The sequence below is a fragment of the Bradyrhizobium sp. NBAIM03 genome, from assembly GCF_020194055.1.
Taxonomy (GTDB): domain Bacteria; phylum Pseudomonadota; class Alphaproteobacteria; order Rhizobiales; family Xanthobacteraceae; genus Bradyrhizobium; species Bradyrhizobium yuanmingense.
Map to the genome: position 1 here is coordinate 24,468 of NZ_JADYVS010000022.1, position 26,316 is coordinate 50,783.

A 26,316-nucleotide genomic window follows, 5' to 3' on the forward strand; every position below is an offset into this window, starting at 1 on the left:
TTAGCACGGCGGCCAACCTACAACCTGACGCGAGGTGCGATTCAAGCGATTTTATCGGGCAAGCCAAACATTGTCGCACCGGTGGAGGCGAGTTCTGACGCGATAGTGCCGGGCTTCGCCCGTTTGAGGTGCAAGCGCACCAAACCTCACCAGCGAGATCACCGCTCGCCACTCGGCAATTCTTCGCAACCGATCGCCATCTCTGGCCGCTTCGCGCCAGAAACGTTGGAGTGACGAAAGCGGCCGAGCATGTCCAAGGGTTCGGAGCGTATTTGGAACTTGCCGAGAGCGGCTTATGATTCTAGCAGCGCCTGCGAGTTGGAGGCTCCTGAGGCCCAGATGCCATGTTGGATGCTTCCTCCAGCAATATCCGCCGCATCCAAATGCTTGCCGGGTCGGTATTGTGGAACGCAGGCCACTGCACAGCCTCGGTGAATGTGGGCAGAGGGAGCGGTGGTTCGACGATCCGCACTGGCATCCGCTGTTCGAAGTGTTTGGCGAGTCGTAAGGGCATTGTGCCGATACGGCGCGTATCTAACAATATGGGCGGAATCAGGCTAAAGCCCTGCACAACGATCTCAATGCGTCTCTTGACGCCGTGCTCGAGCAAGAACCATTCTTCGAGGTTTGGTCTGAGCGCCCGTCCGAATTTCGCCGTAACGTGGCCCATCGAAATGTATTTCTCGAATGTAAGTTGCCGCGATAGCTGCTTGTTCGTGCGGCATCCCACGCATACGAGGGTCTCGTCGAACAGCGTCGCCTTAGGATGCGCGCTCGACATGAACAGTTCCGGCAGAATGAGAAAGTCGACCTCGCCCCGGCGGAGCAGCTCATCGGGTTCATCGGAAAATGGCAGCAATTCGAAGCGCACCGCGGGAGCTTCCTGTGCAAGACGGTCCACAATCTTGCGCAAAAAGACGATCGTCATGAAATCGGAGAGAATGATCCTGAAGCATCGGCTCGACTGAGTCGGGTCGAACGCGTCCCGTGATATGATCGAGAGTTGGATGTGCAGCAGCGCCTCGCGAACCGGGCCTGCAAGCGCCTCCGCGCCAGGTGTCGGGACGAGCTCTCGACCTCTCATGGTAAATAGTTCATCGCGGAAATAGGTACGCAGCCGAGCGATGGCAGCGCTCATAGCGGGCTGGCTCAGGTTAATTTTGCGCGCCGCCGCTGTGAGGTTGCGCTCCGTCATCAGAGCATCGAGCGCAACGAGAAGGTTTAGATCAAGTCCCTTGAACCGCATCTTGTAAGTCTATCCATCGTGTGGATGTGTTCCATCGGAACTATCGATTTTACCAAATAGCGGGATGTTGGATAGCAAACATCAGTTTGGAAAAAATAATCGAGTATATCACCATGGCTGCTGCTCGTTCACGCGGACTCAGAGAACAACTCCTGGACGTGCGAGCTGGCGCCGCATGTGTTTCGAGAGCGGCTATGGGCGCGCCGCGCGAGCCGCGTCGCTTCTTCTCTGTGCGAAGCTCGCTCGATCGAGACGTCAGGCGGACCTCGATAAACCTTGGTATGCGTGTTCCATCCCTTTCCATATTGCAGGTTTACCCGCGTACACTTGAGAGCGCGTTCAGCCGCATTCTAGTGTCGCGACATAACGGCAGGCGCAGATTGCGGATGCCAAGTAATTCAGGCGACTCTGCAAATGGCTCGCCTATCCACCGCATTCAGGGCGTGTCGAAGATGGATAAGAACCAGTGTGATTTGATGGCGTTTCGATGCGCCATCGATGAGGCCCCGCGCATCGAAGACCTGCCCTCAGACGTCAAAGCGTCGACAGCGATGCTAGACGAGGCGGCAAAGCTTCGTGGTGCAGACAGGCTCTCGCCAGTCCAATCGCCTCGTCGGCATCTTTCGGCATATCTCGCGCAGGGCTTTGGCCGGATCACGAGCGCGAACCATGCGATATCTTCATCGCGAGCGAAGGCGCACGGCGCGGTGCAGGCGAGGAGTGCCGCGCTCCGGCGGGTCATAGCAGCGCATTTCACTGTTGACCAGCGCTTCGGCGACTAGCGAGTTCAAGTGACCATCTCCGCTCTTCATTCCACTGGGGCACAAGGAAGCTCGCCATGAACATTGCCGTATCCCGGACTGCGGAAGCTCCTTCTACACGCACTCAAGTGCAGTGGAGCCGTCGCTGGGAAAACGAACTGCGGCTCACCGATCATGCCGAACTCGCCGAGTTCTTCCGCAAGAGCTACGGGCCGACCGGTGCGTTCAATGCGCAGCCATTTGAGGGCAACCGAAGTTGGGCCGGGGCAAGACCTGAGCTCCGCGTAATTGGTTACGACGCGCGCGGGATAGCTGCTCACCTCGGGCTACTACGCCGCTTCATCAAGATTGGTGGGGTCGATCTCCTCGTGGCCGAACTGGGGTTGTATGCGGTGCGTCCGGATCTCGAAGGGCTGGGAATCAGCCACGCAATGCGCGTGATGTATCCCACACTGCAGGAGCTCGGGATTCCATTCGGCTTTGGCACGGTTCGGCCTGCGCTTGAGAAACACATGACCCGACTGGTCGGAAGGCAGGGGCTCGCCACCCTCATGTCCGGCATTCGCGTCCGCTCCACGCATCCGGATGTCTATCCCAATTTGTCGCCGACCCGCATCGAAGACGTGATCGTGGTGGTTTTCCCGGTTGGACGCTCGATAGGCGAGTGGCCGGCCGGGACGATCATCGATCGGAATGGGCCTGAGTTGTGAAAGAGCATCTCCCCCTATCTGCTGTCCGTTGCGACTATGCTGACGTGGCCGGAAGTCGCCCCGTCTATTTGACGTTCGATGACGGGCCAAATCCATTTTGCACGCCAGAGGTGCTCGATGTGCTGGCGCAACATGGGATTCCGGCGACGTTCTTTGTGATCGGCACGTACGCGGCCGAACAACCTGAACTCATTCGACGAATGATCGCGGAAGGGCACGAGGTTGCGAACCACACGATGACCCATCCGGATCTTTCCAGATGCGGACCAGCGGAGGTACGCGATGAAGTTCTCACGGCGAGCGAGGCGATCCGTTCGGCGTGCCCGCAGGCCTCACCTAGGCACATGCGAGCACCTTACGGCATGTGGACGCAAGAGGTGCTCGCTGTGTCAGCGAGCGCCGGTCTCACAGCTGTGCACTGGTCGGTCGATCCGAGAGATTGGTCCCGCCCCGGGGTCGATAGAATTGTGAATTCAGTACTCGCGAGCGTTCGCCCGGGTGCAATTGTGCTCCTGCACGACGGATATCCTCCTGATGAGGAGCGACCGTGCACTGATGCCACGCTGCGCGATCAGACCACGATGGCCCTGTCACATCTGATCCCGGCACTACAACGGCGCGGGTTTGTAATCCATCCACTCCCTCAACTTCACTGAGCAAAAACTGACACCCTATGGACCTGCTCGCTACAACCAGTGCTGTCGCTGTTTCGTCTTATGCGCTGCTCTCGACGATCTACAAGAGCGCGCAAGCGCTTTATGCTCAACCGGCGATTAACTCATCGCTGCAGGACAACCTGGGACGATCGGAGGTGGTCCTTCCCAGTGTAGACGTCATCGTGCCGTGCTTCAACGAGGATCCAATCACGCTCGCCGAATGTCTGGAGTCGCTTGCGAGTCAAGACTACACCGGAAAGCTACAGGTCTATGTGGTCGACGACGGATCTGCAAATCGCGACCTTGTCGCGCCTGTGCACAAAATCTATGCGAACGATCCGAGGTTCAGCATCATCTTGCTGGCAAACAACGTTGGAAAACGCAAGGCGCAGATCGCTGCGATACGCAGCTCATCCGGTGACCTGGTCCTCAACGTCGACTCGGATACGATACTTGCCGCTGACGTTGTCACGAAGCTGGTATTGAAGATGCATGACCCGCAAATCGGTGCGGCCATGGGTCAGTTGATAGCGAGCAATCGCAGCCAAACCTGGCTGACCAGGCTGATCGATATGGAATACTGGTTGGCATGCAACGAAGAGCGCGCGGCGCAGGCGCGTTTCGGTGCCGTCATGTGCTGCTGCGGCCCATGTGCCATGTATCGTCGCTCCGCGCTCGCCTTGCTTCTTGATCAATATGAAGCGCAATTCTTTCGAGGGAAGCCGAGCGATTTCGGCGAGGATCGCCATCTAACGATCCTCATGCTCAAGGCGGGCTTTCGAACCGAATACGTCTCGGACGCGATCGCAGCAACAGTCGTCCCGGACCGCCTTGGGCCATATCTACTTCAGCAACTCCGCTGGGCCCGCAGTACCTTCCGGGACACGTTCCTCGCATTGCGCCTGCTGCCAGAGCTCGATGGCTATCTGACGCTAGACGTTATCGGGCAAAATCTCGGCCCGTTGCTTCTCGCCCTTTCATCACTCGCTGCGCTCGCGCAGCTCCTAATGGCAGGCTCTGTACCCTGGTGGACGGTATTGACGATTGCAGCAATGACAATGGTCCGGTGCAGTGTGGCAGCCATTCGTGCTCGCGAACTGCGGTTTCTCGGCTTCTCGCTCCACACACCGATCAATATCTTTCTCTTACTTCCTTTGAAGGCTTATGCGCTTTGTACATTGAGCAACAGCGATTGGCTCTCGCGCAAGGTCGCCAACGTGCCGGCCGACGGGGAAAAGCAATCTGTCACTCTGCACCCGAACGCTGGACGAAGTGCTGCAAGTAAATGGGGAATGTCTAGTATAAGTCGTAAGGCGAGGGTTTCCCAGAGCCCATCGAGCCTGACGGCAACAAAGAGTGTTTGCGGTAGCGATCGTTCGACTGCCTGCAAGTAGGTAATTGGCTCATGACCCTGGACGCAAACCATCAGCAATTAGAGCGAGAGCTGGCTGCCGACGATCCATGGCGTCTCGACAGTAGTGCCTTCGAGCAGGAGCGATACGCTCAAATGCTCCGGATGTCGGGTTGCAACGGAGATGTTTCGTGTGGCCTCGAAGTAGGATGTGCAGCCGGTGCATTCACGGACATGCTGGCTCCGCTATGCGAACGACTCACCGTGGTCGATGTCATGCCGCAGGCGATCGAGCGAGCGCGACTACGGACCAGGAAGTGGTCACATATCACGTGGGTGACCTGCGACATTCAGCGGTTCTCGACCACTGAACAGTTCGATTTGATCGTCGTGGCCGAGGTTCTTTACTACCTCAAGGACATTGTCGAGATGCAAGCGGCTATCCGCAACCTGGTGAGGATCCTAGCACCAAATGGGGCTCTGATATTCGGGTCCGCACGTGATGCCACATGTCAACGGTGGGGGCTTGCTGCTGGTGCCGAAACGGCGATCGCCGTCTTCAACGAGAGCCTATCGGAGGTCGAACGTCTGCACTGCCACACCGAGTCAATCAACGAAGACTCCTTGATAGTCCGGTTCCGGAAGCCGGGTCACTCGTCAGAACAATCAAACGTCGGCCACTAGACCAGGGGATCGTATGCGCATCTGCGGCATCAAGTTAACCCATGACGGGGCAATTGCTGTCATCGAGGACGGGCGGCTTGTCTTTTGCACCGAGCAAGAGAAGTGCGGCAACGGTCCACGCTACCAATCCGTTGAGAATCTCGATGCAGTCGTGCTTGCCTTGGCGGAGCATGGCCTGGATCCGCGGGATATCGATCAGTTCGTCATCGACGGCTGGGATGGGGAGATTGAGTCGCAGTTCCAGGTCCTAAGTGGAGCTGTGCCGATCGCGCTGAAGGGGGCGCCATATGTCGAGCGCCATGCTGAGGGCCTTCTTGATTCCGTCGACGGCTTTGGCCTGATCCTCGGAGACAAGGTGTTTCCATATAAGAGCTACCCGCACGTCACAGGCCACGTCGCGTCAGCATATAGCACCAGTCCCTTTGCAGGTGCGGGAAAACCCGCGTTCTGTCTGGTATGGGACGGCTGCATCTTTCCACGTCTTTACTATGTGGAACCTCGGGGGGCACGGCTCATTGCATGCCTGTTTCCGATGATCGGACATGCCTATGCTGCCGCGGGCCTTCACTTCGGCCCATACAGGCAGCCGAACCGCTCCAGTTGGGATTTGGGCATCGCCGGCAAGCTGATGGCTTACATCGCGCTTGGCTCTGTCGATGAAAGCATCGTCGCAGTGTTTCAGGAGCTCTATGAAAAGCGCTTCGCCGCTGACACGGAGCAGGCACGTCGGTACCGCGCTGAGATCAACAATCCGGAAGCGTCTCTTGCAGCTCTGCACGACTTCTTCGAGGCAAGCGCTTTGCGCCTGACGGCCAAGCGAGCGGAGGACGTCCTTGCGTCGTTTCATGTGTTCGTGGAACGTCTTCTTGTCAAGGAAATGGCGATGGTTCTGCTGCAACACTCGTCGCTTCCGGGAGCGCGAAATCTATGTATCGCCGGCGGCTGCGGTCTCAATATCAAGTGGAACAGCGCGCTTCGTGCGACTGGATTGTTCGATGATGTTTGGGTGCCGCCGTTTCCGAATGACAGCGGCTCGGCGATCGGCGCTGCTTGCGGCGCGATGGCGGCGCAAAATGGCTTCGGGCCATTGGAATGGTCAGTCTACAGTGGTCCGGCCCTGCGCGACAGCGAGCTTCCGCGGGATTGGGAGGCGGCGCCGTGCAGTCTGCGTGAACTTGCGGCGATTCTCGCGGACGACAAGCCGGTCATCTTCCTTTCCGGGCGCGCCGAACTTGGCCCGCGGGCGTTGGGCGGCAGAAGCATTCTTGCAGCCCCGACCTCCCCGGCAATGAAGGATCATCTCAACGACATCAAGCGTCGCGAGCACTTCCGACCGGTGGCACCGATCTGTCTGGAGGATCGGGCGCCGGAGATTTTCAGCCCAGGTACGCCAGATTCCTACATGCTGTTCGATCACCAGACCCGCGCGGAATGGCGCGACAAGGTCCCCGCTGTCGTCCATCTCGACGGTTCGGCGCGGCTGCAGACAATCTCCCGCAACTCTCCGCACAAAATCGCCGAGCTTCTCGTCGAATTTGAGAAGCTTACCGGCATTCCGCTGCTCTGCAATACCAGTGCTAACCTCCACGGGCGTGGATTCTTCCCGGATGCTGCCGCGGCCTGCCACTGGGGACGCGTTGAGCATGTGTGGTGCGACGGCCTGCTCTGGACCAAAACGGTGGTAGGGAAGCCATTGTCGGACGAACGACTTCTCTCAGCCTAAGAGTGATCATGTCCACCATAGCAATCGACCTTGCCGGCGTGAGAAAATCATTTGGCGACAAGGTCATCGTCAATGAGCTGTCGTTCTCGGTCGCGCGCGGAGAGTGCTTTGGCCTTCTCGGGCCGAATGGAGCCGGCAAGAGCACGATCGCGCGCATGCTGCTTGGCATGATCTCGCCGGACGGAGGAAAGATTACGGTGCTCAATGAGCCTGTGCCTGCACGCGCTCGTGTCGCACGTGTGCGTATCGGCGTGGTGCCGCAATTCGATAATCTTGAACTCGAGTTCACCGTACGAGAGAATTTGCTGGTGTTTGGCCGCTACTTCGGCATGAGCGCTTGCAAGATCGAGGCGGTCGTCCCCTCGCTGCTCGAGTTCGCACGCCTCGAGAGCAAAGCGGACACGCGCGTTGCCCAGCTGTCCGGTGGCATGAAACGGCGGCTGACGCTGGCGCGTGCGCTAATCAATGACCCGCATTTGCTCGTGATGGATGAGCCGACGACTGGTTTGGATCCGCACGCCCGCCACCTGATTTGGGAACGTCTGCGAGTTCTACTTGCGCGGGGCAAGACGATTCTCTTGACCACTCACTTCATGGAAGAGGCCGAACGCTTGTGCGATCGGCTGTGTGTCCTCGAGGGTGGACGCAAGATCGCCGAAGGCAAGCCAGACGACCTGATCGATGAGCATATTGGCTGCAATGTGATCGAAATTTATGGGAGTGATCCACATCACCTCCGCGAGCTGATCAGGCCGTATGCGCGGCGCGTCGAAGTGAGTGGAGAAACGCTCTTTTGTTATGCGCCATATCCGGAGCAGGTGCGCGAGCAACTGCGTGGGCATGCGAGCCTTCGTATTCTGCAGCGCCCCCCGAATCTCGAAGACGTGTTTTTGCGGCTGACCGGGCGCGAGATGGAGAAGTGAGCGATGGGTGAAAGTTATGCGGCGGTGATGCCCGCTAACGCGTACAACTGGATCGCGGTATGGCGTCGGAACTTCCTCGCATGGAAGAAAGTCGCACTTGCATCGATTCTCGGCAACCTCGCAGATCCTCTAACCAATCTGTTTGGCCTCGGCTTTGGCCTTGGACTGATCCTGGGGCGCGTTGAGGGGACTTCGTACATCGCGTTCCTGGCGGCAGGCATGGTCGCGACCAGCGCCATGACGTCGGCGACCTTTGAAACCATGTATGCAGCCTTTGCACGCATGGACGCCAAGCGCACCTGGGAAGCAATTCTCTCTACTCAGCTAACGCTTGGCGATATCGTCCTAGGTGAACTGGTGTGGGCGGCCAGTAAGTCCGTTCTGGCCGGAACAGCGATCGCGATCGTCGCCGCCGCTCTCGGTTACGCATCATGGCTATCCATTCTCTATGCGATGCCAACAATCGCCCTTACTGGCCTTGTCTTCGCCAGCTTGGCGATGGTCGTCATATCCCTTGCGCCAAGTTACGATTACTTCGTGTTTTACCAGACACTTGTCCTCACTCCTATGGTGTTTCTGTGCGGCGTGGTCTTTCCGTCAAGCCAACTGCCCGACTCATTTCGGCACTTCGTCGGCTTATTGCCTCTCGCACATTCGGTCGACCTTATTCGCCCAGCGATGCTTGAGCGCGGTGCCGACAGTGCTGCCCTGCACGTAGGTGCGCTCTGCGTTTACGCGGTTTTGCCCTTTTTCGCGTCGACAGCACTATTTCGGCGCCGCCTGCTGCGTTGACGTGAGTTGAGCGAAACGGACAAAGTCAAATCGATGCAGTGTCACGATGCTTCTGCGGTAGCTCGGGGGTGACCTCGTCTATTAGAGCAGCTTCTGCAATGGCCTTAAGAGGCCGCAATCGAGCCGGTTCTACGGCCGCCTGTTCGGTCGATCGGTGTCGGGGGCTAGCAGCCTTGCTTCTGAGCGCCTGTCGCTAGGCGCCGAGATGGACCTAGCAAAGTTGTGTTGTGCTGTCTGGCACGCGCGCCCGGCGGGGCGCGACTGTACAGATTAGATCGGTGGGGCGGCAGTTAGCCTTCCTGTCATGTTCAAATGGAGAACGGGATGTTGTGCCTGGGAGTGAGTGGCGGCCTTGATAAAGTCTATGAGAGCTCTCCGGAGCTGCCGACTACATTTCTTCACGATGGCGCTGCGGTTCTTGTGCAGGATGGCCGCGTAATTGCTGCTGTCGAAGAGGAGCGCCTCAACCGCGTCAAGCACTCCAACAAGTTCCCGAGCAATTCGATCCGATACTGCCTTTCTACCGCAGGAGTCTCGCTCGGCGAGATCGACCGTATCGCGTTCTACGCGACTGAAGCCTACTGCAAAACCATGCTCGAGCGTCTTTCTGTTTCTCAGCCCGTTCCCTTGGACCCCAAACTGTTGCTGCGGCAGCTGCTGGCACGGGAGTTCGGCGCCGAGATCGATCCGTCTCGGCTTTCCTTCGTGAATCACCACGAGGCACATGCCGTGAGCGCGTTTTCCATGTCCGGGTTCGAGCAAAGTCTCGTTTTTACGATCGACGGCGGTGGCGATTTTCTCTCGGGCTTATTGGCGGCAGGGTCTGGCACTGAAATTGCGCAACTTGCAAGCTTCCCGGAACATAACTCCCTGGGACTGTTCTATCTCGAGACGATTCGATATCTCGGCTACGGGTTGTTCGATGAGTACAAAGTGATGGGACTTGCCCCATACGGTGATCCCACTCCCTATCGCGAACTCTTCGCGCAGTTCTACGAATTGTTGGACAACGGTGGCTATCGCGTTCACCTGGATCGAATCGGTCCGGCCCTGGTCCGCAACATCGATGTTCGGCGAAAAGGAATGCCATTCACCCAACAGCATCGAGATGTCAGCGCTTCGCTGCAGGAAGCGCTTGAGCGGATCGTGTTTCACATCCTGCGGCACCATCGTGAAGCGACGGGCATGAGACGCTTGTGCCTGGCTGGCGGGGTAGCCCATAATTGCACGCTGAACGGTAAGCTGCTTTATTCCGGGCTATTTGATGACATCTTTGTTCAACCCGCGGCGCACGACGCCGGTTGCGCGCTCGGCGCTGCATTGATGGTCTCAAACGAACTGGGGAGGCCAGCGCCGCGCGAGCGACTGCCGGACGTTTATTGGGGGCCTGATCTCGGGAGCGAGCAAGCCGTAGAGCATGAGCTCAACGCATGGTCAGGCCACCTCGACATTCAACGAAGTGATGACATAGCATCCAGTGCGGCAGACTGGATGGCAAATGGTGCTGTAATCGGCTGGGTGCAGGGCCGCTCTGAGTTCGGCCCACGTGCGCTTGGTAACCGCAGCATTCTTGCGGATCCGAGGCCTGCGGAAAACAAGGACCGCATCAACGCGATGGTCAAGAAGCGCGAGGGCTATCGCCCCTTTGCGCCATCTGTACTGGAAGAGGATGCGAGCGAGTTCTTTGAGCTGCCGGACGGCACGCGGCAGCTCCCCTTCATGAATTTCGTGGTTCGTGTGCGTGAAGCCAAGCGTAACGTGCTCGGTGCGGTTACCCACGTTGATGGGACCGCTCGGCTGCAGACAGTATCGCGAAGGACAAACCCCATCTATTGGGATGTAATTAGTGCGTTCAAGAAGCGAACGGGCATTCCGATACTTCTAAATACCTCGTTTAACAACAATGCCGAGCCGATCGTGCAGTCCGTGTCAGATGCGATCACCACATTCTTGACGACTGACCTGGACGGACTTGTTGTTGGCCCTTTCCTCGTCAGGAAGCGGCCAGCTTCACTGCAGGATTGGTGTGCACTGGGCGTGTCATTGCCGCCGTATGCATCCCTTCATCGTGTTCGATCCTACACAGCGCCAGATCGCCAGGAAACGGTGTGCGAGATCCGCACGGGACATTCCGCCCACCATAGTATGCGTATCTCACATGAGCTTTTCGAGATCTTGATGCGGATCGAGGGCGAGGCGTCGCTCAGCTGTCTTTTCGACGCAACCATGCTGGACCAGGCCAAGCGTGAAGATCTCGTGAAGGAATTGCGGCTCGTGTGGGAGGTGCGGGGCGTTCGCCTGCATCCTCCGCGCGCTCGAGGGCACAATAAAGTGCAAAACGAAACATAGCCCGAACTCATGAGCAATGGCCATGGCTATACCTGCATGTGAGGGGGCAAGGCTATCCAGCGCAGAGGGTGGCATCGGGCATCCGCCTGAAATCGGGTACGTCGACGCAACACCGCTGAAGAAAATACGCAAACTGTTGAAAGAACGCGGCTCACCAGGGATAGCGCTGCTATGAAGTTCTACCGACGCAGCTCGCCGGCACCGCGAAATCAGGCCATGGCCTCGGACGAGATGATACGTGAGATGTCTGCGATGACGTCTATTGTCCAACCAGGAGCCCGGGAAGAGGAAATGCAGATGCTTAGCGGTTCGAGGAATGACCGGTTCGTAGTTTCCCGGCGACGTACGGGGTTCGGCGATTGCTTGTGGTCACTGGCGGCAGCCTGGCGCTTTGCAAAGAAGACGGGACGGACGCTAGCCATTGATTGGCGGGGGTCTTGTTATCTCGATGAGCCATTCACCAATGCCTTTCCAGTCTTCTTCGAACCGGTTCAAGACATTGCTGGCGTGCGGGTGATTTGCGGTGACGAGATTAACCAGTGTTCATTTCCGGGACCATTCTTCCCGGCATGGTGGAACAAGCCATCCATCGATTGCGTCTATCGCCCGGACGAGCAGATTTTCCGGGAACGCGACGAACTCGATCAACTGTTCCAAAGTCAGAAAGATAGTGAGGCTAACACGGTTGTGTGTGACGCCTGCCTGATGTGGCGCTGTGATCAGGAGGCCGAACGAGAAATCTTTCGAAGCATCAAGCCACGACCTGAAATTCAGGCTCGGATTGATGCTATCTACCGCGAGAACTTTGAATCGTACAGCGTAATCGGCATCCATGTCCGGCATGGCAACGGCGAGGATATCATGGGGCATGCTCCCTACTGGGCTGACCCGGAGCGCGCCTTGCGACAGGTCTGTAACGCCATTGATAAGGCCATGGGGTTACCCCACGCAAAACCCGTGAGGGCTTTCCTGTGCACGGACAGCGCGCTCGTCCTTGAGAAGGTTTCGACTATATTCCCTGATGTTTTCACGATCCCAAAACGATTCCAGGCGCCTCAGGCTGGCCCATTGCACAACTCGGCGCTCGGAGCCGAGGGCGGCTTTTCCGCTCTCATCGAAATGTATCTCCTTGCGTGCTGCGACACCGTGATCCGTTTTCCCCCGACGAGCGCCTTCACGCGCTATGCGCGTCTCTTTGCCCCACGCGTTATAGAATTCGATTTGAATGATCCGAGCCGATTGATCTTGATTGAAGAAGAATCGAAAGATCTCGTAGCTTCATGAAAGTCGTAGCTCGATTGATCGATCTGATAGCCGCTCTTTGCATCCAGCAGTACTGGCAGTTCTTTTCGGGGCGGCAATTGTCTGTCCAAAGGGATGCGCTGCCGCGAACTTCCAGCGGAGAACAGAACGATGCGGCGGGCGAATGCCTTCCGCAGAAGCTCGACGTCGACAACAATGGCGGCAATGCGCTGCAGCCGCGTTAAACAAGTGGAACACGTCTTCGTCTTCCTCGGGCGGACCCGCAAGTCGAAGCTGATCGGCGGTCGATCGCGGATGAACATATCGAAAGGTTCGCCGTTCAGCCGGCGAGTTCCGTCGTGGCGGTCGGGCGCTCTCGAGATCCACTATTTTGGCGAAACAATCACGCCAGGTCGTGGTCTGGAATCAATCCGCCCGGCGATGTGCCGGTGCTGGACACAGCAGAACAAGGGCGCGATGAAGTCAGCATCAGCTGCCACAGAATCTAACGTACGAAGCTGGTGACGTCAGTTTTCGAGTTGACGCGGCTACTGGCCGTGGCCGCGATCCTGATCGATCGTTGCTTCGACGAGAGCACTGGCCTCCGCTGGCTCTTCCTCCTGTGCAGTCAGGAGATAACGTGCGTCTTGCCGCCGGGTCTTGGCGCAGGCGAGTGTGCTCGTGACGTTACGTAGCCGATGCACCATCGCTGTCACAAAGCAAACGCACCGTGTCTTGAATACGCCAAGCATTCCGCGTGCGCGACATTAGGACGCAAAACGGAAGCGGATTTACCTGCATCGCGGTGGCCCAAATCCTGCTACGCGTGCGGCGCGCAACAGGAGGGGAGGCGGGCGTGGATCTCGATCTGCCAAATGACGATCTGATCACAGGCTCGCTGCCCGAAACACATTTGGGTTGCCCCTTTCACGCCGATAAAGCCCGCGTTCATGGCGGAGAACAGAAGGCGATGCTGCTCACCGGAGCATCGCGCGGAATTGGTCATGCCACTGCCAAGCTGTTCTCGGAGGCGGGCTGGCGCATCATTTCTTGCGCGCGTCAACCGTTCGACGGCGAGCGATGTCCCTGGCACGCAGGGGACGAGGATCATGTCCAGATCGACCTCAGTAATCATCGAATGCTGCCGCGCGCGATCACTGAGGTCAAGAAGCGCTTGGCCGGTGCACCTTTGCACGCACTAGTGAACAATGCTGGTGTCTCGCCGAAAACGCCCGCTGGCGATCGGATGACGTCGTTGACGACGTCAACCGAGACCTGGATGAGGGTGTTCCATCTCAATTTGGTGGCCCCGATCCTGCTGGCGCAGGGTTTGTTTGACGAGCTAAGAGCCGCGTCAGGATCGATCGTGAACGTGACTTCGATCGCGGGCTCGCGGGTGCACCCGTTTGCCGGCAGTGCCTATGCGACGTCGAAAGCTGCGCTTGCGAGCCTCACACGCGAAATGGCGCACGATTATGCGCCGCATGGCATTCGTGTGAATGCAATTGCGCCCGGCGAAATCAGGACGGACATGTTATCGCCCGACACAGAAGCGCGTCTCGTGCCAAGCATCCCGCTGCGCAGAGTGGGAACCCCGGATGAAGTGGCCAAGGTCATCTTCTTCCTGTGCTCGGATGCGGCGAGCTATGTCACGGGGGCCGAGGTGCCGGTCAATGGTGGGCAACATCTGTGAATCGGCCGGCCTTGGCGACACAGCTAACTTGAGCTGCAGCAGCGGCGCTTATGGTCTCCGCTGACGATGCGCACGCAATCCGCAAAAATGAATGAAGGCACACTGTAAGTTTATCGTCGTGCCATGAAAAGGTGTCACGGTTCTATGTCATCTCGTCAACACTTGGCGTTAGATCGAGAGTGACATGCAAAACGAAGCTCGCCAACCAGGACAAGGTACCAGGGAGGACGATCAAGACAACGGAGGCCGCCTCATGCTGGATATCCCTTTCTCACACGAAAGATCTGCCTCGCAACCTGAGCCGGAGGGTAAGCCCCCGGGGGAGCCGTTGCGTGAGAGCGCGCTCACCGGCATCTTCGAAATATCGAAAATTCTTGCCGCTCCTTGTCGGCTCGAAGTCACGTTGGCCAACGTTGTTGGTCTTTTGCAATCGTTTGTGCAGATGCGACACGGCATCGTCTCACTGTTCGACGAGGACGGCATGCCGGATATTACGGTGGGCGCCGGCTGGAACGAAGGCAGCGACGAAAGTTACCGGATGCGACTGCCGCGGAACGCAATCGACCAGATCATCGCGACGGACAGGCCTCTTGTCGCCGAGAACGTGGCCGCCGAGCTGGTATTCAGCGCTGCCGACCGGGAAGTGCTCGGCGCCTCCGATAGTATGCCAGTGTCGTTCATCGGGGTTCCCATTCGCATTGACCGTAAGGTCGTGGGCACGCTGACGGTCGACCGCATCCGGGACGATAGGTCGAGTCTCCGGCTCGAGTACGATGCGCGACTGCTCGCCATGATCGCCAACCTGGTGGGTCAAACAGTGAAGTTACACCGCTTGTTCGCCTGCGATCGCGAACGACTGATGGCGGAGAAAGACCGGCTACAAAAGGAGGTATTAGAGCTCAGGCAACCCTCTCGGGAGCGCAAGAAGCTACACGCCCATGGGATCATTGGCGACAGTCCGGCGCTGCGCGGGCTGCTCGAGAAGATTGCCGTTGTAGCCAGATCGAACAGCACGGTTCTGCTGCGTGGTGAATCCGGCACCGGAAAGGAACTCGTAGCCAAGGCCATTCACGAATCATCGTCCCGCGCCAAGCGCCCGTTCGTTAAGCTGAATTGCGCGGCGCTTCCTGAGACCGTCCTGGAATCCGAATTATTTGGTCATGAGAAAGGCGCCTTTACCGGTGCGTTTAGCTCGCGCAAGGGACGCTTCGAACTTGCTGACAAGGGAACGCTTTTTCTTGACGAGATCGGCGAGATCTCAGCTCCGTTCCAGGCGAAGTTGCTGCGCGTTTTGCAAGAGCAGGAGTTCGAGCGCGTCGGGAGCAACCAGACTATTAAGGTCGATGTTCGAGTGATAGCTGCGACCAACAAGAACCTCGAAGAGGCTGTCGCAAAGAGCGAGTTCCGGGCGGACCTTTACTATCGCATCAGCGTAGTTCCCTTACTGTTGCCACCGCTACGCGAAAGACGCAGTGATATTCCTCCGCTTGCCAGGGAGTTCCTCAGAAATTTCAATAACGAGAATGGCCGTACTCTGACTTTGGAGCCGAGTGCGATCGATGTACTGATGAACTGCGGCTTTCCGGGAAATGTCCGCGAACTCGAAAACTGCATCGAGCGAACAGCGACGCTGTGCGCCGGATCATCGATCGTGAGAAGTGACTTTGCATGCTGCCACGGCCAGTGCCTTTCCGCGATGCTGTGGAAAAGCACGTCGGACGAGAGGAAAGAGCAGCCCGTGCCCATGCCAGCGGTGCCGGCAAAGCCCATCATTCCGCTAGCTGAAGCGAGCCAGCCGGTCCAGTCTGTCGGCGACGAACTGGCCTCACTGGGGCCTCCCGGCACAGTTCTCGTTAGTGGCGCGAAGATGGCCGATCGCGAACGGGTCGTTGCGGCCATGGAAAAATCTGGCTGGGTGCAGGCAAAAGCAGCGCGCCTGCTCGGACTAACGCCGCGCCAGATTGGCTACGCGCTGAGGAAATATGGGATCGAGATAAAGCGGTTCTGAACGACGACATCGGCCGGAACTGCTACTCCCAAATAGCTATATGAGGACGATCTCCGATAGGCAATCTCATCGCAATCTGAACGGAATGGTCCGCCCTGGGCGGCAACTTGGCCCCGAGCGAAACCACCCGCCCGCTTGCGGGACTGCTGTCGAAAGGCGGGTTTACCTGGTTCGGTGAGAGATGGACTCGCGCGCCATGACATACCGAGCGTCACCTGTGGGCCATGCAATCGCGAATCGTCGGTTGCTCACCTCTAACAAGCTATGATGCCTATCCGCCGATCCCCGGAAAAGTGTGAAGCGTTTTCCGAAAAGATCATGCTCAAACAAAGATCTAAAGCGCGATGACGATTCATCTTAATCTCATCGCGCTTTAGTGAGCGGCAATGCTCAATAAACGTCAATCGGTCCGCCGCCCGCTGGTGATTAGCGACGGTAATCTGTCAAAAGGCTGGCCTCACTCAGCTGGCGCGCCGTGCGGAACAGCGCTGTCGCAGCCCTGACTTATGTTGGCATTGTTCGTTGGGAAGAGCGAGCTAGAGGGGCGCATCACCCGATCCAAGCCTATGTGATAGCAAGCCGATGCCAAAGAGGCGGGTGATGGTACAACACTTGCTCTGCTCTTCGCAGCTGTCGCAATTGTTGGAGCAACACCGTGCACAATGTCGTCTGCATCAAACAAGTTCCGGACTCGGCGCAGATCCGCGTGCATCCCGTGACCAACACAATCATGCGTCAGGGAGTGCCGACCATCATCAACCCGTATGACCTCTTCGCGCTCGAGGCCGCCCTGGAGCTGCGCGATCGGTTCGGCGGTGAAATTACCGTGCTTACAATGGGACCGCCATCGGCCGAAGATTCCTTGCGAAAGGCGCTGACTTATGGTGCCGATCGCGCCGTCCTACTCACCGATCGCTGCTTTGCGGGCTCCGATACCCTGGCAACAACGTATGCACTTGCAACAGCCATCCGAAAAATTGATAAGGAATATGGCCCGACAAACGTCATCTTCACGGGAAAGCAGACCATCGACGGCGATACGGCGCAGGTTGGGCCCGGCATCGCAAGGCGGCTGGGCGTACTGCAGCTAACTTACGTTGCGAAGGTCAGATCCTTAGATCTCGCCAACCATACAATCGAAGCGGAACGTCGCTCCGAAGGCGGTGTCCAGGTGCTGCACACGAGGCTGCCCTGTCTCATCACCATGCTGGAGGCAACGAATCAGATTCGGCGTGGCGCGATGGCGGATGCCTTGCGCGCCGCGCGGGCCCAAATCGTCAAATGGAGCGCGCACGATGCCGGTATCGAAGACGTGTCCAAATGTGGCCTCAAGGGATCGCCGACCGTTGTCAAGCGAGTGTTCGCTCCCTCTGCGCGGGCCGAGAAGGCGGCGCTGGTTGAGGCCGCCGAGCAACCGGCGCAAGCGCTGATAGACGCCATTTTCAAGCGTCGACCGAAGCTCGAAGCTGAGCTTACGGCACTCGTCCGTGACGCGTGATCTGGAGAGTTCTAGCAAACGACAGATTGAAACGGTCCAAGGATGTACCAACGCCAAGAGGCACCGCGCTCAAGTGAGCGCGGAAGACATAGCTAGGCACCTCAGCCCGCGACCAGCGCATTCGGTGCATGACTTTCTCGATTGCTCGCGATCACCTGGGACCGCATGTTCCGTAGAGCACGTTATGGGCTCGATCGATGTCCGGAGTTGGACGCGATTGTCAGGCAGGCGTTCAGATCCCACTGCATGGTCGCGTTCGACGGCGTTGAGGCGACTATTTCGCGCGTAGTTGTCACGGGCAAAGACGGATTACGTCCGCGACCGGGATCACCATACTAACGCCCGAGCGCCCAAAGCACTGTCGCGCTGTTGAGGGCGCGAAGCCCACCTATGTGGCACCTTTGGACCAATCTCCGCGATTCAACAGCCCTATACCCATTGTGAGTGGCGGCTGGCTCTTCCCCGTTTGGGTTTTGAAGGCCGTGCAAAGCGCTGTGAGGTTCAATGCACTTGTAATGAGGAATCGGTCGCTAGCGTTTTGTCAATGTATTCAGAATCTGTGGGCGAGTGAACGAGTTGGCACGGTGATTGCTGTAAACACGCAAGAAAACGGCGGGGTGGTGCTCGCGAAACGTGAAACCTAGCGGCGGTCTCTTTGAGAAGCTCGTGCCGGCCAGCAGCCGGCATTCGCGCAGCTTGCGGCCGAAGGCCCCAAGAGCCAGGTAGATGCGATAGTCCTTGTAATGCTGAACGAAGATCATAGCGGTTCGACCATGGCAGGAGCAGAAACCGAGAGGGCCTGCGCGGCGCAAATCTCATCTTGGCTCTGCAAGCGAATGCTGGCCGTGCCGGGAATTCGCGGCATCGGATTTTTCGCGGACCGGAATCCGTCTCGATCCCCGCCGCTCAGTTGATGAACGCGTTCCCTTCGAAGCGCGTGAGCAGGACTGAGCATGCCGATGTCTGCTACCGCGAAGGTGGCCACCGAGAATTTCGCATGGATGGTAAACGCGATCACAAGCCCATCGAAACCAAGGAAATCGCGATGGCCAATGGTTGGCCGCGATACCAAGTTGCTCCGTCAAGGACCTTTCTCTTCTCATCGCGTGGGGTCAAATGACATCTCAAGCGTCTCGATTTTCACCCGATCAGCCTCCGCCACGGATATGCTGCGAGTATTTGACTGAGCAAGCGCGAGCCCTGTTCGGCCCGCACCCGTTCGCTGCGGAGATGTCCCAGGACCAGGTCACTAGCCTGCTGCCTGAATATCTGGCGATGTCACAGGCGTTCCCGTACCTGCAGGCGGGGTCGCAAAAGGATCTCATATTCGATGCAATGAATCACAATCGAGATCTTGCGAGGGACGTTGAACTGACCAGCGTGGTCGCAAATTTCATCTGTTGGGATGAGACGGGTGGTTATGGCCAAATTCTCCAGGGCGGAAAGGCGGCGCTACCCGATATTCTGGTGACTGAAAACTTCCACTCGAACCTGTTTAGAAAGGATGCGTCGCAACTACTCGGCAGAGCAATACGGCCCAACTACAGCGCCACGACGAAGCGGTACCTGCATTCTCTCTATGCCGGATTGTCATCCAAAGATCCTTTGGTGCGTTGCGCCTACATGGTCGCTTTTGAGCTACACGCTGCAGATATGATCCAGTCGCTATGGACCACTCTGGTCAAAACCTTTAAGGCGCGGCCTGACGATCTTGAGTACTTCCGCAGCCATGTCGGCGGAGAAGATCCCGCGGAGAGGTATCACGGAGAAATGACAAGCCGGCTGATTGGCGAACTTGTCCCGGCTGACCGTAACGATCGCTTTTTGGATGAATTCGATCGAGCCTATCGGCTCAGCTTACAGTGGTGCCGCGATCTGCTCCGAATTGTCTCACTTCATGATGATCGGTCGGAGATCGAACACCATGGCCGTTGTCATTGTGGTTCTGTCAAGTTCTACGTCCAAGCGCCGCGAGAGCTCTCTGCAGTTCGATGCAATTGCTCAATCTGTCAAATGTCTGGATTTCTGCACTTGCTCGTACCTGGCAAAAAGCTTGGCATTGAGTGCGGCGAAGAATTCCTCACGGCGTACCAGTTCAACAAGAACATCGCTCGGCACACGTTTTGCCGGGTTTGTGGCGTAAAGCCATTCTATAGGCCGCGGTCGAACCCGTCCGGATTCAGCGTAAATATTCGATGTCTGGATAACAGGACCATCGAACGCATAACAATAAGCGACTTCGATGGCGAGCATTGGGACCAAGCATTCCGCTCGATGCACCAGGACCTGGAGCCCTGCGTCGAAGATAAAACCCTGGAGTGAACTCGAATGGCGCGCGCAATGAATCATAAATCCCGTCTGCTTTCAGAAGAGGCTTTGACAAAATACCGCATAGAGCTGTTGGTGAAGGGTACGGTCGTGATTGGCCCCCAGGTATTGTTCACCCAAGATGACTTGGCCAAGATCGATCAGCTGCAGGCTGAGATTCCCGAAGAAGAAGTGAGGGAGGGAGATGCCGGCGACTCGCACAATGTTTTCGTCAAACGCGTGAGGATAGACCCGCCCGGCCGCGCTCCTAGCGACGCGAGTGGTGCAGCTCCAAGGGAGATCATGGAACTACTTGAAAGGAAAGACCGCACCTTCGCGCTAAGAAAGATTTTGGGAGCCACGTCAGATTACGTGATTCGCCGATGCCAAATGCATCGGATGCCCCCTGGCTCCTTTGTTGGCATTCATCTGGATGCTGCGAGCGACCCGGATTTCGAGTACTCGGTGATTGTGCAGCTGGCGAGAGACTTTGAGGGGGGTGAGTTCGTGGTATATCCAAGCGGGTACGAACAGCAGGTGTTCCAACCGCCATTTGGTACGGTACTTGTCACCACATGTAAGCTCCGGCATGAGGTGATGCCTGTGCTGACCGGCGAGCGCCGATCGCTGGTCTACTTCTGTTCAAAGCGCAGCGGCGCGAACCGCCGGATCATCGAAAGCTCTACCAAGGGCCCTTGAATGAGGTGGCTGAAATGGCTTCGAATGAGTTGGGTAACGGGTGAGCTCTCAGGAGAGATTGGTAGCTTGGCCATCTTGTGGTCAGACTGTCGCTCGCAAAGGCTGCCACAATGCAGGTCAGAAGCCACAGCTAGCTTTGCTGCCTGTATAAAGGCCACCACGCGTAATCCGAGCAAAGGTTTGCTCAGGGTAGTTGTGGTAAGTCATCGTCGCTGCCTCGAACCGAGAGGCGTGTCGGCGCGTGATGGTGTAATCGCGCCGCGCGCGGGAAGGCCCTGTTGTCGTCAGGTTCTCGACAGCTACACACCTAGCAAACAGCCGAATGCTCGGGCTAATTTGCGACGGATGTGCGGGGACTGGGCCTTTGCAGGGTCCATCAGAAGAGAAGTCTCGTCTGAAGCCCCTAATCGCGCGCGGTATTTTGCTCGATCGTCCTGCATTAGCCGAGTCCTGAGTATTCATTTCGAAAGAGAGAACGGATGGACTTTACCTCAACTCGAGGGAAGCTCCATGAGTCGGGCAGCGCGGGCCAGCAAAGAGAACTTGTCGGTCTCCCCGTCGGCAGACGCCCGGCCGACCACGCCCTCGTGGACGAGTTGCACAGGAACGATCCGGATCTCATCGCCCAGACCCGATTCGTTCAACCCGAGCAAGCCCAGCTGGTGCGCTTAATCCGGAGCCGGAGCGACGACGCACAAACCTTCCGGCAGATTGTCAATGATCAGGATGACAAAGGTACCGCCAACTTCCTGTTCGTGACTGTGAACGATGGTGGTGTTACTGGCGGCGGCGCCGACTGGTCGCTGCTGCTGGTTGATCGCCGCGTGCCCGCCGCCCCTGTTGCCTATCACTATGACTCCGCTGGGTCTCACAACAACACCGTCGCAGAGCAGCTCGCAGCACGTCTCGGCTCCCGTCTGCAAGCGGCCGGCATGGCCCGGCAGCAGAACGGCCTAATTGCGGAGTACTTTGTGGTAGACGCGAAGCGAGCGCTGATTAGACGATTGTCGCGAGGGGCGAGCGGCCAGACGAAGCCGCTGCACATCGAGCACCTCATCCGCCGAACCTGCCCATACGGTACAAATGGTTACCGATGTTCTGCTCCTGTGCAGCAAATAGCCAAAAGACTCCCGTTGTGTTCCTTCCAGGCCGCCTAGATTGCCTCGTGAGGCCACTCGTTCAGCGATGAAATCGTAGCGCTCAATGCTCAATGAAAACCGACTAATGCAACAAATCCCGCATGGGCGCCTAAATTCGGCATTCCATCGCCTTCTTTCGCGGTTTTGCTGCGCGTATTATCGGTTTGTCCGGCAGAGCGCGATGTTTGATCACTGCGCCTGCTGTGATCATCGATGAAAGCCCGCCATGTAGCGGATTACGAAGAAAGTCACGGCGACGACGGCGGACGTTACAGCGAGTGAAAACGCTACTCGCGCCAAGAACTGGCCAGGGCTAAGTCCGTCCCATGAACTCATTTTCGTGCTTGCCTTACGACTCGGATTTGCGCCTGCAGGATGATCGTACCAGACGCACTTTGCGAGTAATCAGCGGAATTCGGTTTGTGCGCGCCGCGAATCGTCGCGCCCCTTGAGGCAGTCACTCTGGAACCCTAAGCTCCATTAGGGTACAAAATTCCACTGCTGAGCAACTGCCCCGTTGAATTGGTAGAGCCAAGTAGGATTGCCATCTTTCGTGACGCGATTTTGTTGTCGATGCACAGCTTATTGTCGGCGATACTCAGAATAAAACCTGGACTCTTGAGTAATTCCCATCGCTGCTTGGGATCGGCAGGGTGTAGATTGCAAGCGTCAGCGCTACTTCCGGAGCGATGCGATCGCCCTTCTGTGCGATTGCGAGCTTACCTGCGCTTGAGTTCAATGTTGACACGCGAATGTCGGGTTGCAAACATTTTGCGTCCTAATGGACTATGGGACAGAACAAAATAGGACAAACTCGACAAGTACACACAGCCAGGCGAGGTAAAGCAGCCTTTTGAAAAAAGGCACGTTGCTTGCTTGGGTGCAGTGAGCGTCACCGGTCTTGCAGGGGCTGTGATGCTGGGGCGGGCCTGACATGTTTCAGTGCCATTTCGGGTCCGCCCCGCTATTGCTCGCGAGGCAACATGGAGCAGCGTATTCGAGCGGCTTCAGCGGCTATCGCGTTCGCTCATGCGTTCGGTCGTGAAGTCCTCAGCGTGTACGAACATGAAGGCCGCAGGTACAACAGAATCAGAGTCCGCGTAACCGGGAGCATAACAAACGGTTACGACTTCGAAAGTGAATGTCCCATGGCCGGTGCGCTACCGACTATATATCACTTCGGTGCGGAGCCGCATTGGCTACCGGCGCCCAAGTGCCCACGACTCTACAGCGGCCTTGATTATTGCACCTCAACCCACTTCTCCGTGAGAGTGACGGACAATGGTGCCCAGATAGTCGATTGGCGGAGGAATTCCTTCACATACACCGTCTGGTGGGTGGTCCGCGCAATAGAAGGAAGCCGACGATGGAAATTGCGCTAGCAATTGGCGCTGTGTTCGTTTTCACCGCAATCACGGTCGCTTGCCTGTGGGCGCTTGGAGCCCGGGGTGGCTGAGTATCATTGATGAATGAGGCCGATGGAGAAAAGCGTTTGCTACCATGCCGCCCCTTCTCGTTGAACTTCTGTGCGGTCCCACTTGGATTGGCCTGACGGACCCCCTAGCGGTCGTGCTGTTGTGGATGTTGATTGTGTGCGAATGCCGCCCGAACAAACGGGTGCGGACTGCTCGAAAGCTATACGGGTGCGGTGGTCTAACTCGCGGCCCGCTCTCAGGGCCGCGCGTTTTGAGCGGATCACTCCGCAAGCTTAAGGTTCAGGTAGTTCGGAGAGTAGAGCGGGTCAGCGGTTTCGTTGGCCTGGACAGCACCGAAACGTCCATCTTGAAGGCCATGATCTGATTGGCGCTTCCTTTGTAGATCTTCAGTTGCGGCCGCCTGAGCTCCTCAAGTTCCAGCTCCAATTGATCGAGCAGTCGCGCCGACCGCTCCGAGCGCGTCCCATAAAATGTCCGCCGCAGCTTCTCAATCTCGAGCTTGAGGTGGGAGATCAGCGCTTGCTGCTCGATTGCTTTGCTTGGGCATTGGCCGCTTCAGCAAGTTTGGCCCCCCGCCGCAAGCCTGGCCGCACGCTCGGCCAGGATCATTGCATGCGCGGCAGGAGATCGGGCGGCAGTCCGTCGCCGGCGGAGTCCATGACCAAATGGAATCATGTTCGCCGCCAGATTCAAACGACAAACTCTCAGCCCACGCTGGTTGGACACAAGGACTCCTGGGGATTGCGCCAATCGATGCCGGACAAAAGATAGCTCATCTGTGCCTGCGAGATCGACACCACGCCGTCCGCCAGCGACGGCCATATAAGACGACCTCTCTCCAACTTCTTTGTAAACAGGCATGCTCCCTGGCCATTATGCCAGATCACCTTCAATAGATCGCCCCGGCGCCCGCGGAAGCAGAACAAACGACCGCTCAGGGGATCACGGCGCAGCACCTCTTGGACCTGCAACGAAATTGAGACGAAGCCTTTGCGCATGTCGGTGTGGCCCGTCGCCAGCCACACCCGAACTCCCGTAGGGATTGGAATCATCCCGGATCCGGAGCCTCGATAGTCCGACGAAGCGCCTCAACGTCGAGCCCCGCATCGACAATGACGCGCCGCTCGCCAGCCAGCTCTATCTCAATCCGATGCTCCGTCCAATGTGCTGTCGCGCTCTCCGATGAGGCCGCCACCGGGGCGATGCCCCACCCTCGGCCACAACTGCCCTGACAAAGCCAGCCTCGGATTTGGTCCGGTCTGCCGCGGCGGCCCTTCGCCAAGTCACCAGCAGAGAACGCGACAAGCCATATCGCCGCGCTGTCGCCGCAACCAGGCGTGGCTCGGACATGCTTTCCAAAGCAATCCGAGCCTTATCCTCTCAGACCAGCGCCGCCGCCGGCCTGTTTCCACCACCTCAAGTCGATTCAGCGCACTGATCTTCTCAGCTATCAGGCCAGTCCGCTGCAAGGCGTCTCTTCTCGGAGGCTTACCGCCGATCGGCACGCACTTCACGAGCGACTTAAGGGTAGCCGCGATTAGGGCTGACAGAGCCAGAGCGAGACGGAGCAGACATTCACGTCACATCCTCAGGTACGGGTTTCAAGGCGCGATCGAAAGCAGGGGCAAGTTCGGATCAATTGAACGGTCCAAGATATGGTCGATGGTCTCAATCAAGCAATTCTCAGTAGGCGGTGCTGCAGATCGCGGGCCGCGGGCCTGTCGCGCGCGATCACAAGGCACTCCACCGTGCCAGCCTCTTCGTCGGCAGCAAGCGGGATCACGCCCTCCTTGCGTGTGCGGTCGAATAGAAATCCTTCCTTGCCGAAACGATCATGCGCTGTTTGGAGGGATCGTGATCGAACATTTCTCACGGATAAAATAACCTTGCAACCGGAATAGTCGAAGCCCAGCAGCCGGACCGCAATACTGTGTAACACCGAGCCGCCACCCCAGCGGCCGTTCGCTTCATTAAACAGCAACCGACCGTGATTCGCGAAAATGGCGTCAATGTTGATCATTCCGCGATATCCCAGGTCTCGCGCAAGTGCCACAAATCGGTAGGCGTGTGCCTGGGCGGTCAACCATTGCTCGTTCGTCAGGTCACTTGGAAGCTCAAGTCCTGTCCAGATCAGAGCTCTTTCGGATCGATCTGTGCTTTTACGCAGACGTATGTTTCCACTGTTGATGAAAACGATTGAACCATCATCGTCGATTTCATACTCGAGATAGAACAAAGACCGGGCCAGGTGGTACGACTCCACGACCAGCGTCCTACACGACGCTGTTGTCATCTCAGACCAAAGCGCGTCAGGATCAAACGACGGCCATGAAATTCGCCGGGTATCTCTTGCCCCAGGTAGTGGATCGCTTTCTTTGCCGGTCAGGATGACATTTCCGACCCCACCGGCTCCATTGTCCAGCTTTACAATGACTCTGCCGGTCTCGGATCTGAGGGAAGTGACCGCTCTGAATAGTTCGTTTGAGTCCGTCGTGACAGATCCATTGGGCAGCGGAAGTGCGACGCTTGTCGCCAATTGACGGAAGTGGCTCTTGCGGTTCAACAGATCAGGCCCTCGCTGCAGAGCGAAGTCGTCGCCGGTCTGCGGTATGCCCAGCATGGTCGCCAGGCGTGCGACGCCTTCAGTAGAGTAGCAGGGATGCAATCGCCAGTTTGATTTCTGACGAATATGTCGGTTGATCCGCTCAACGACAGTCTTGGACAGCAATGTGCAGTCATCAAGGACCGGCGATTGGCGGCCGCCTTCAGGTACAAGGAGAAAAAGACTCGATGCGTCGAAATCGAGCGTCGCGCCAATGAAGGATAGCAGATCCGCCGGGATGACTACCGGGGAGACTATTAGGTCGCCGTGCTGGGCAAACCACGCTGAACGGTATGCCGAGTTGGCGGCCAGCGAAAGTTGAGCTGGTGTCAGATCGGCGCCCGACATTTGAGCCGTACCGGCATTCATGATCAAGATCCGCGGCATCCGCGACCTCCGGGCATCTGGACGCGATCAGACAGGGATCGTCAGGCCACAATGTTGAACTTGCTGCGCCGTGGTGAGGCACTGAGCGAAGGTTGATTTTGCGCCGTCTC

22 protein-coding genes and 1 pseudogene are annotated in these 26,316 nt (G+C 57.6%); 17 read left to right on the forward strand and 6 right to left on the reverse strand.

Annotation, left to right across the window (positions count from 1 at the left end):
• Positions 1–301: 301 nt before the first annotated feature.
• Positions 302–1,246, reverse strand: a complete 945-nt coding sequence (gene nodD1 / locus I6F21_RS27405; RefSeq protein ID WP_225183794.1) for a transcriptional regulator NodD1 — start codon at positions 1,244–1,246, stop codon at positions 302–304.
• Positions 1,247–1,698: 452 nt separating this feature from the next.
• Between nodD1 and I6F21_RS27410 the strand changes: the two genes are divergently transcribed.
• From I6F21_RS27410 to I6F21_RS27475, 14 genes are all read left to right on the forward strand, one after another.
• Entirely contained in the window at positions 1,699–2,028 is a 330-nt protein-coding gene (locus I6F21_RS27410; protein ID WP_225183795.1) for a hypothetical protein, read from the forward strand.
• 56 nt (positions 2,029–2,084) lie between these two features.
• Positions 2,085–2,717 carry a NodA family N-acyltransferase gene (locus I6F21_RS27415; RefSeq protein ID WP_225183796.1) on the forward strand — a complete coding sequence of 211 codons (633 nt, stop codon included), beginning with the start codon at positions 2,085–2,087 and terminating at the stop codon, positions 2,715–2,717.
• A gap of 44 nt (positions 2,718–2,761) precedes the next feature.
• A complete protein-coding gene (gene nodB, locus I6F21_RS27420) occupies positions 2,762–3,373 on the forward strand; it encodes a chitooligosaccharide deacetylase NodB (RefSeq protein WP_225145114.1) in 612 nt (203 codons plus the stop codon).
• A 17-nt stretch (positions 3,374–3,390) separates the two neighbouring features.
• Positions 3,391–4,767, forward strand: coding sequence for a chitooligosaccharide synthase NodC (gene nodC / locus I6F21_RS27425; protein WP_225183797.1), 1,377 nt, complete (start codon positions 3,391–3,393; stop codon positions 4,765–4,767).
• Positions 4,768–4,778: 11 nt separating this feature from the next.
• Positions 4,779–5,408: a nodulation methyltransferase NodS gene (gene nodS, locus I6F21_RS27430; RefSeq protein ID WP_225183798.1), complete on the forward strand. Its 630-nt coding sequence runs from the start codon at positions 4,779–4,781 to the stop codon at positions 5,406–5,408.
• A 13-nt stretch (positions 5,409–5,421) separates the two neighbouring features.
• Positions 5,422–7,131 (forward strand): nodulation protein NodU, encoded by a 1,710-nt coding sequence (nodU, locus tag I6F21_RS27435; RefSeq protein ID WP_225183799.1) that lies wholly within the window; start codon positions 5,422–5,424, stop codon positions 7,129–7,131.
• 8 nt (positions 7,132–7,139) lie between these two features.
• Positions 7,140–8,054, forward strand: a complete 915-nt coding sequence (gene nodI, locus I6F21_RS27440) for a nodulation factor ABC transporter ATP-binding protein NodI (protein ID WP_225183800.1) — start codon at positions 7,140–7,142, stop codon at positions 8,052–8,054.
• Between the two features lie 3 nt (positions 8,055–8,057).
• Positions 8,058–8,846 carry an ABC transporter permease gene (locus tag I6F21_RS27445; RefSeq protein WP_225142032.1) on the forward strand — a complete coding sequence of 263 codons (789 nt, stop codon included), beginning with the start codon at positions 8,058–8,060 and terminating at the stop codon, positions 8,844–8,846.
• Positions 8,847–9,170: 324 nt separating this feature from the next.
• Positions 9,171–11,195, forward strand: a complete 2,025-nt coding sequence (locus I6F21_RS27450) for a carbamoyltransferase (RefSeq protein ID WP_225183801.1) — start codon at positions 9,171–9,173, stop codon at positions 11,193–11,195.
• A gap of 171 nt (positions 11,196–11,366) precedes the next feature.
• Entirely contained in the window at positions 11,367–12,479 is a 1,113-nt protein-coding gene (locus I6F21_RS27455; RefSeq protein ID WP_276573624.1) for a nodulation protein NodZ, read from the forward strand.
• Between the two features lie 14 nt (positions 12,480–12,493).
• Entirely contained in the window at positions 12,494–12,682 is a 189-nt protein-coding gene (locus I6F21_RS27460) for a hypothetical protein (RefSeq protein ID WP_225129675.1), read from the forward strand.
• 611 nt (positions 12,683–13,293) lie between these two features.
• Positions 13,294–14,130, forward strand: coding sequence for an SDR family oxidoreductase (locus I6F21_RS27465; protein WP_225129673.1), 837 nt, complete (start codon positions 13,294–13,296; stop codon positions 14,128–14,130).
• A gap of 184 nt (positions 14,131–14,314) precedes the next feature.
• A complete protein-coding gene (gene nifA / locus I6F21_RS27470; RefSeq protein ID WP_225145084.1) occupies positions 14,315–16,138 on the forward strand; it encodes a nif-specific transcriptional activator NifA in 1,824 nt (607 codons plus the stop codon).
• A gap of 655 nt (positions 16,139–16,793) precedes the next feature.
• Positions 16,794–17,636, forward strand: coding sequence for an electron transfer flavoprotein subunit beta/FixA family protein (locus I6F21_RS27475; RefSeq protein WP_225183802.1), 843 nt, complete (start codon positions 16,794–16,796; stop codon positions 17,634–17,636).
• A 530-nt stretch (positions 17,637–18,166) separates the two neighbouring features.
• Here the strand turns inward: I6F21_RS27475 and I6F21_RS27480 are convergent.
• On the reverse strand, positions 18,167–18,397 hold the full coding sequence (locus I6F21_RS27480) for a hypothetical protein (RefSeq protein WP_225183803.1): 231 nt from the start codon (positions 18,395–18,397) through the stop codon (positions 18,167–18,169).
• Positions 18,394–18,708 carry a hypothetical protein gene (locus tag I6F21_RS27485; RefSeq protein ID WP_225183804.1) on the reverse strand — a complete coding sequence of 105 codons (315 nt, stop codon included), beginning with the start codon at positions 18,706–18,708 and terminating at the stop codon, positions 18,394–18,396. The genes I6F21_RS27480 and I6F21_RS27485 overlap by 4 nt, the downstream gene beginning before the upstream one ends.
• Before the next feature lie 107 nt (positions 18,709–18,815).
• Here I6F21_RS27485 and I6F21_RS27490 point away from each other — a divergent pair, with 107 nt between their 5' ends.
• From I6F21_RS27490 to I6F21_RS27500, 3 genes are all read left to right on the forward strand, one after another.
• Positions 18,816–19,958 carry a GFA family protein gene (locus I6F21_RS27490; RefSeq protein WP_225183805.1) on the forward strand — a complete coding sequence of 381 codons (1,143 nt, stop codon included), beginning with the start codon at positions 18,816–18,818 and terminating at the stop codon, positions 19,956–19,958.
• A gap of 6 nt (positions 19,959–19,964) precedes the next feature.
• On the forward strand, positions 19,965–20,642 hold the full coding sequence (locus I6F21_RS27495) for a 2OG-Fe(II) oxygenase (protein WP_225129664.1): 678 nt from the start codon (positions 19,965–19,967) through the stop codon (positions 20,640–20,642).
• Between the two features lie 479 nt (positions 20,643–21,121).
• Complete coding sequence (locus tag I6F21_RS27500; RefSeq protein ID WP_225129661.1) at positions 21,122–21,799, forward strand: hypothetical protein; 678 nt, start codon at positions 21,122–21,124, stop codon at positions 21,797–21,799.
• A gap of 1,820 nt (positions 21,800–23,619) precedes the next feature.
• Here the strand turns inward: I6F21_RS27500 and I6F21_RS27505 are convergent.
• The 3 genes and pseudogenes from I6F21_RS27505 to I6F21_RS27515 form a co-directional block, all read right to left on the reverse strand.
• Positions 23,620–23,826, reverse strand: a pseudogene (locus I6F21_RS27505) (IS66 family transposase); the annotation flags it as partial.
• A 95-nt stretch (positions 23,827–23,921) separates the two neighbouring features.
• Positions 23,922–24,242, reverse strand: coding sequence for an IS66 family insertion sequence element accessory protein TnpB (gene tnpB, locus I6F21_RS27510; protein WP_346656750.1), 321 nt, complete (start codon positions 24,240–24,242; stop codon positions 23,922–23,924).
• A 647-nt stretch (positions 24,243–24,889) separates the two neighbouring features.
• The gene (locus I6F21_RS27515; RefSeq protein WP_225183806.1) at positions 24,890–26,206 is read right to left on the reverse strand and encodes a peptide ligase PGM1-related protein; all 1,317 of its coding nucleotides are present in this window, start codon (positions 26,204–26,206) and stop codon (positions 24,890–24,892) included.
• Positions 26,207–26,316 lie beyond the last annotated feature (110 nt).

Excerpts from the sequence above, each read along its gene's own strand:
- nodD1 (WP_225183794.1), bottom strand. The coding sequence starts at position 1,246 with ATGCGGTTCAAGGGACTTGATCTAAACCTTCTCGTTGCGCTCGATGCT.
- I6F21_RS27410 (WP_225183795.1), top strand. The coding sequence starts at position 1,699 with ATGGATAAGAACCAGTGTGATTTGATGGCGTTTCGATGCGCCATCGAT.
- I6F21_RS27415 (WP_225183796.1), top strand. The coding sequence starts at position 2,085 with ATGAACATTGCCGTATCCCGGACTGCGGAAGCTCCTTCTACACGCACT.
- nodC (WP_225183797.1), top strand. The coding sequence starts at position 3,391 with ATGGACCTGCTCGCTACAACCAGTGCTGTCGCTGTTTCGTCTTATGCG.
- nodS (WP_225183798.1), top strand. The coding sequence starts at position 4,779 with ATGACCCTGGACGCAAACCATCAGCAATTAGAGCGAGAGCTGGCTGCC.
- nodU (WP_225183799.1), top strand. The coding sequence starts at position 5,422 with ATGCGCATCTGCGGCATCAAGTTAACCCATGACGGGGCAATTGCTGTC.
- nodI (WP_225183800.1), top strand. The coding sequence starts at position 7,140 with ATGTCCACCATAGCAATCGACCTTGCCGGCGTGAGAAAATCATTTGGC.
- I6F21_RS27445 (WP_225142032.1), top strand. The coding sequence starts at position 8,058 with ATGGGTGAAAGTTATGCGGCGGTGATGCCCGCTAACGCGTACAACTGG.
- I6F21_RS27450 (WP_225183801.1), top strand. The coding sequence starts at position 9,171 with ATGTTGTGCCTGGGAGTGAGTGGCGGCCTTGATAAAGTCTATGAGAGC.
- I6F21_RS27455 (WP_276573624.1), top strand. The coding sequence starts at position 11,367 with ATGAAGTTCTACCGACGCAGCTCGCCGGCACCGCGAAATCAGGCCATG.
- nifA (WP_225145084.1), top strand. The coding sequence starts at position 14,315 with ATGCAAAACGAAGCTCGCCAACCAGGACAAGGTACCAGGGAGGACGAT.
- I6F21_RS27480 (WP_225183803.1), bottom strand. The coding sequence starts at position 18,397 with ATGATCTTCGTTCAGCATTACAAGGACTATCGCATCTACCTGGCTCTT.
- I6F21_RS27495 (WP_225129664.1), top strand. The coding sequence starts at position 19,965 with ATGGCGCGCGCAATGAATCATAAATCCCGTCTGCTTTCAGAAGAGGCT.
- I6F21_RS27500 (WP_225129661.1), top strand. The coding sequence starts at position 21,122 with ATGGACTTTACCTCAACTCGAGGGAAGCTCCATGAGTCGGGCAGCGCG.
- I6F21_RS27515 (WP_225183806.1), bottom strand. The coding sequence starts at position 26,206 with ATGCCGCGGATCTTGATCATGAATGCCGGTACGGCTCAAATGTCGGGC.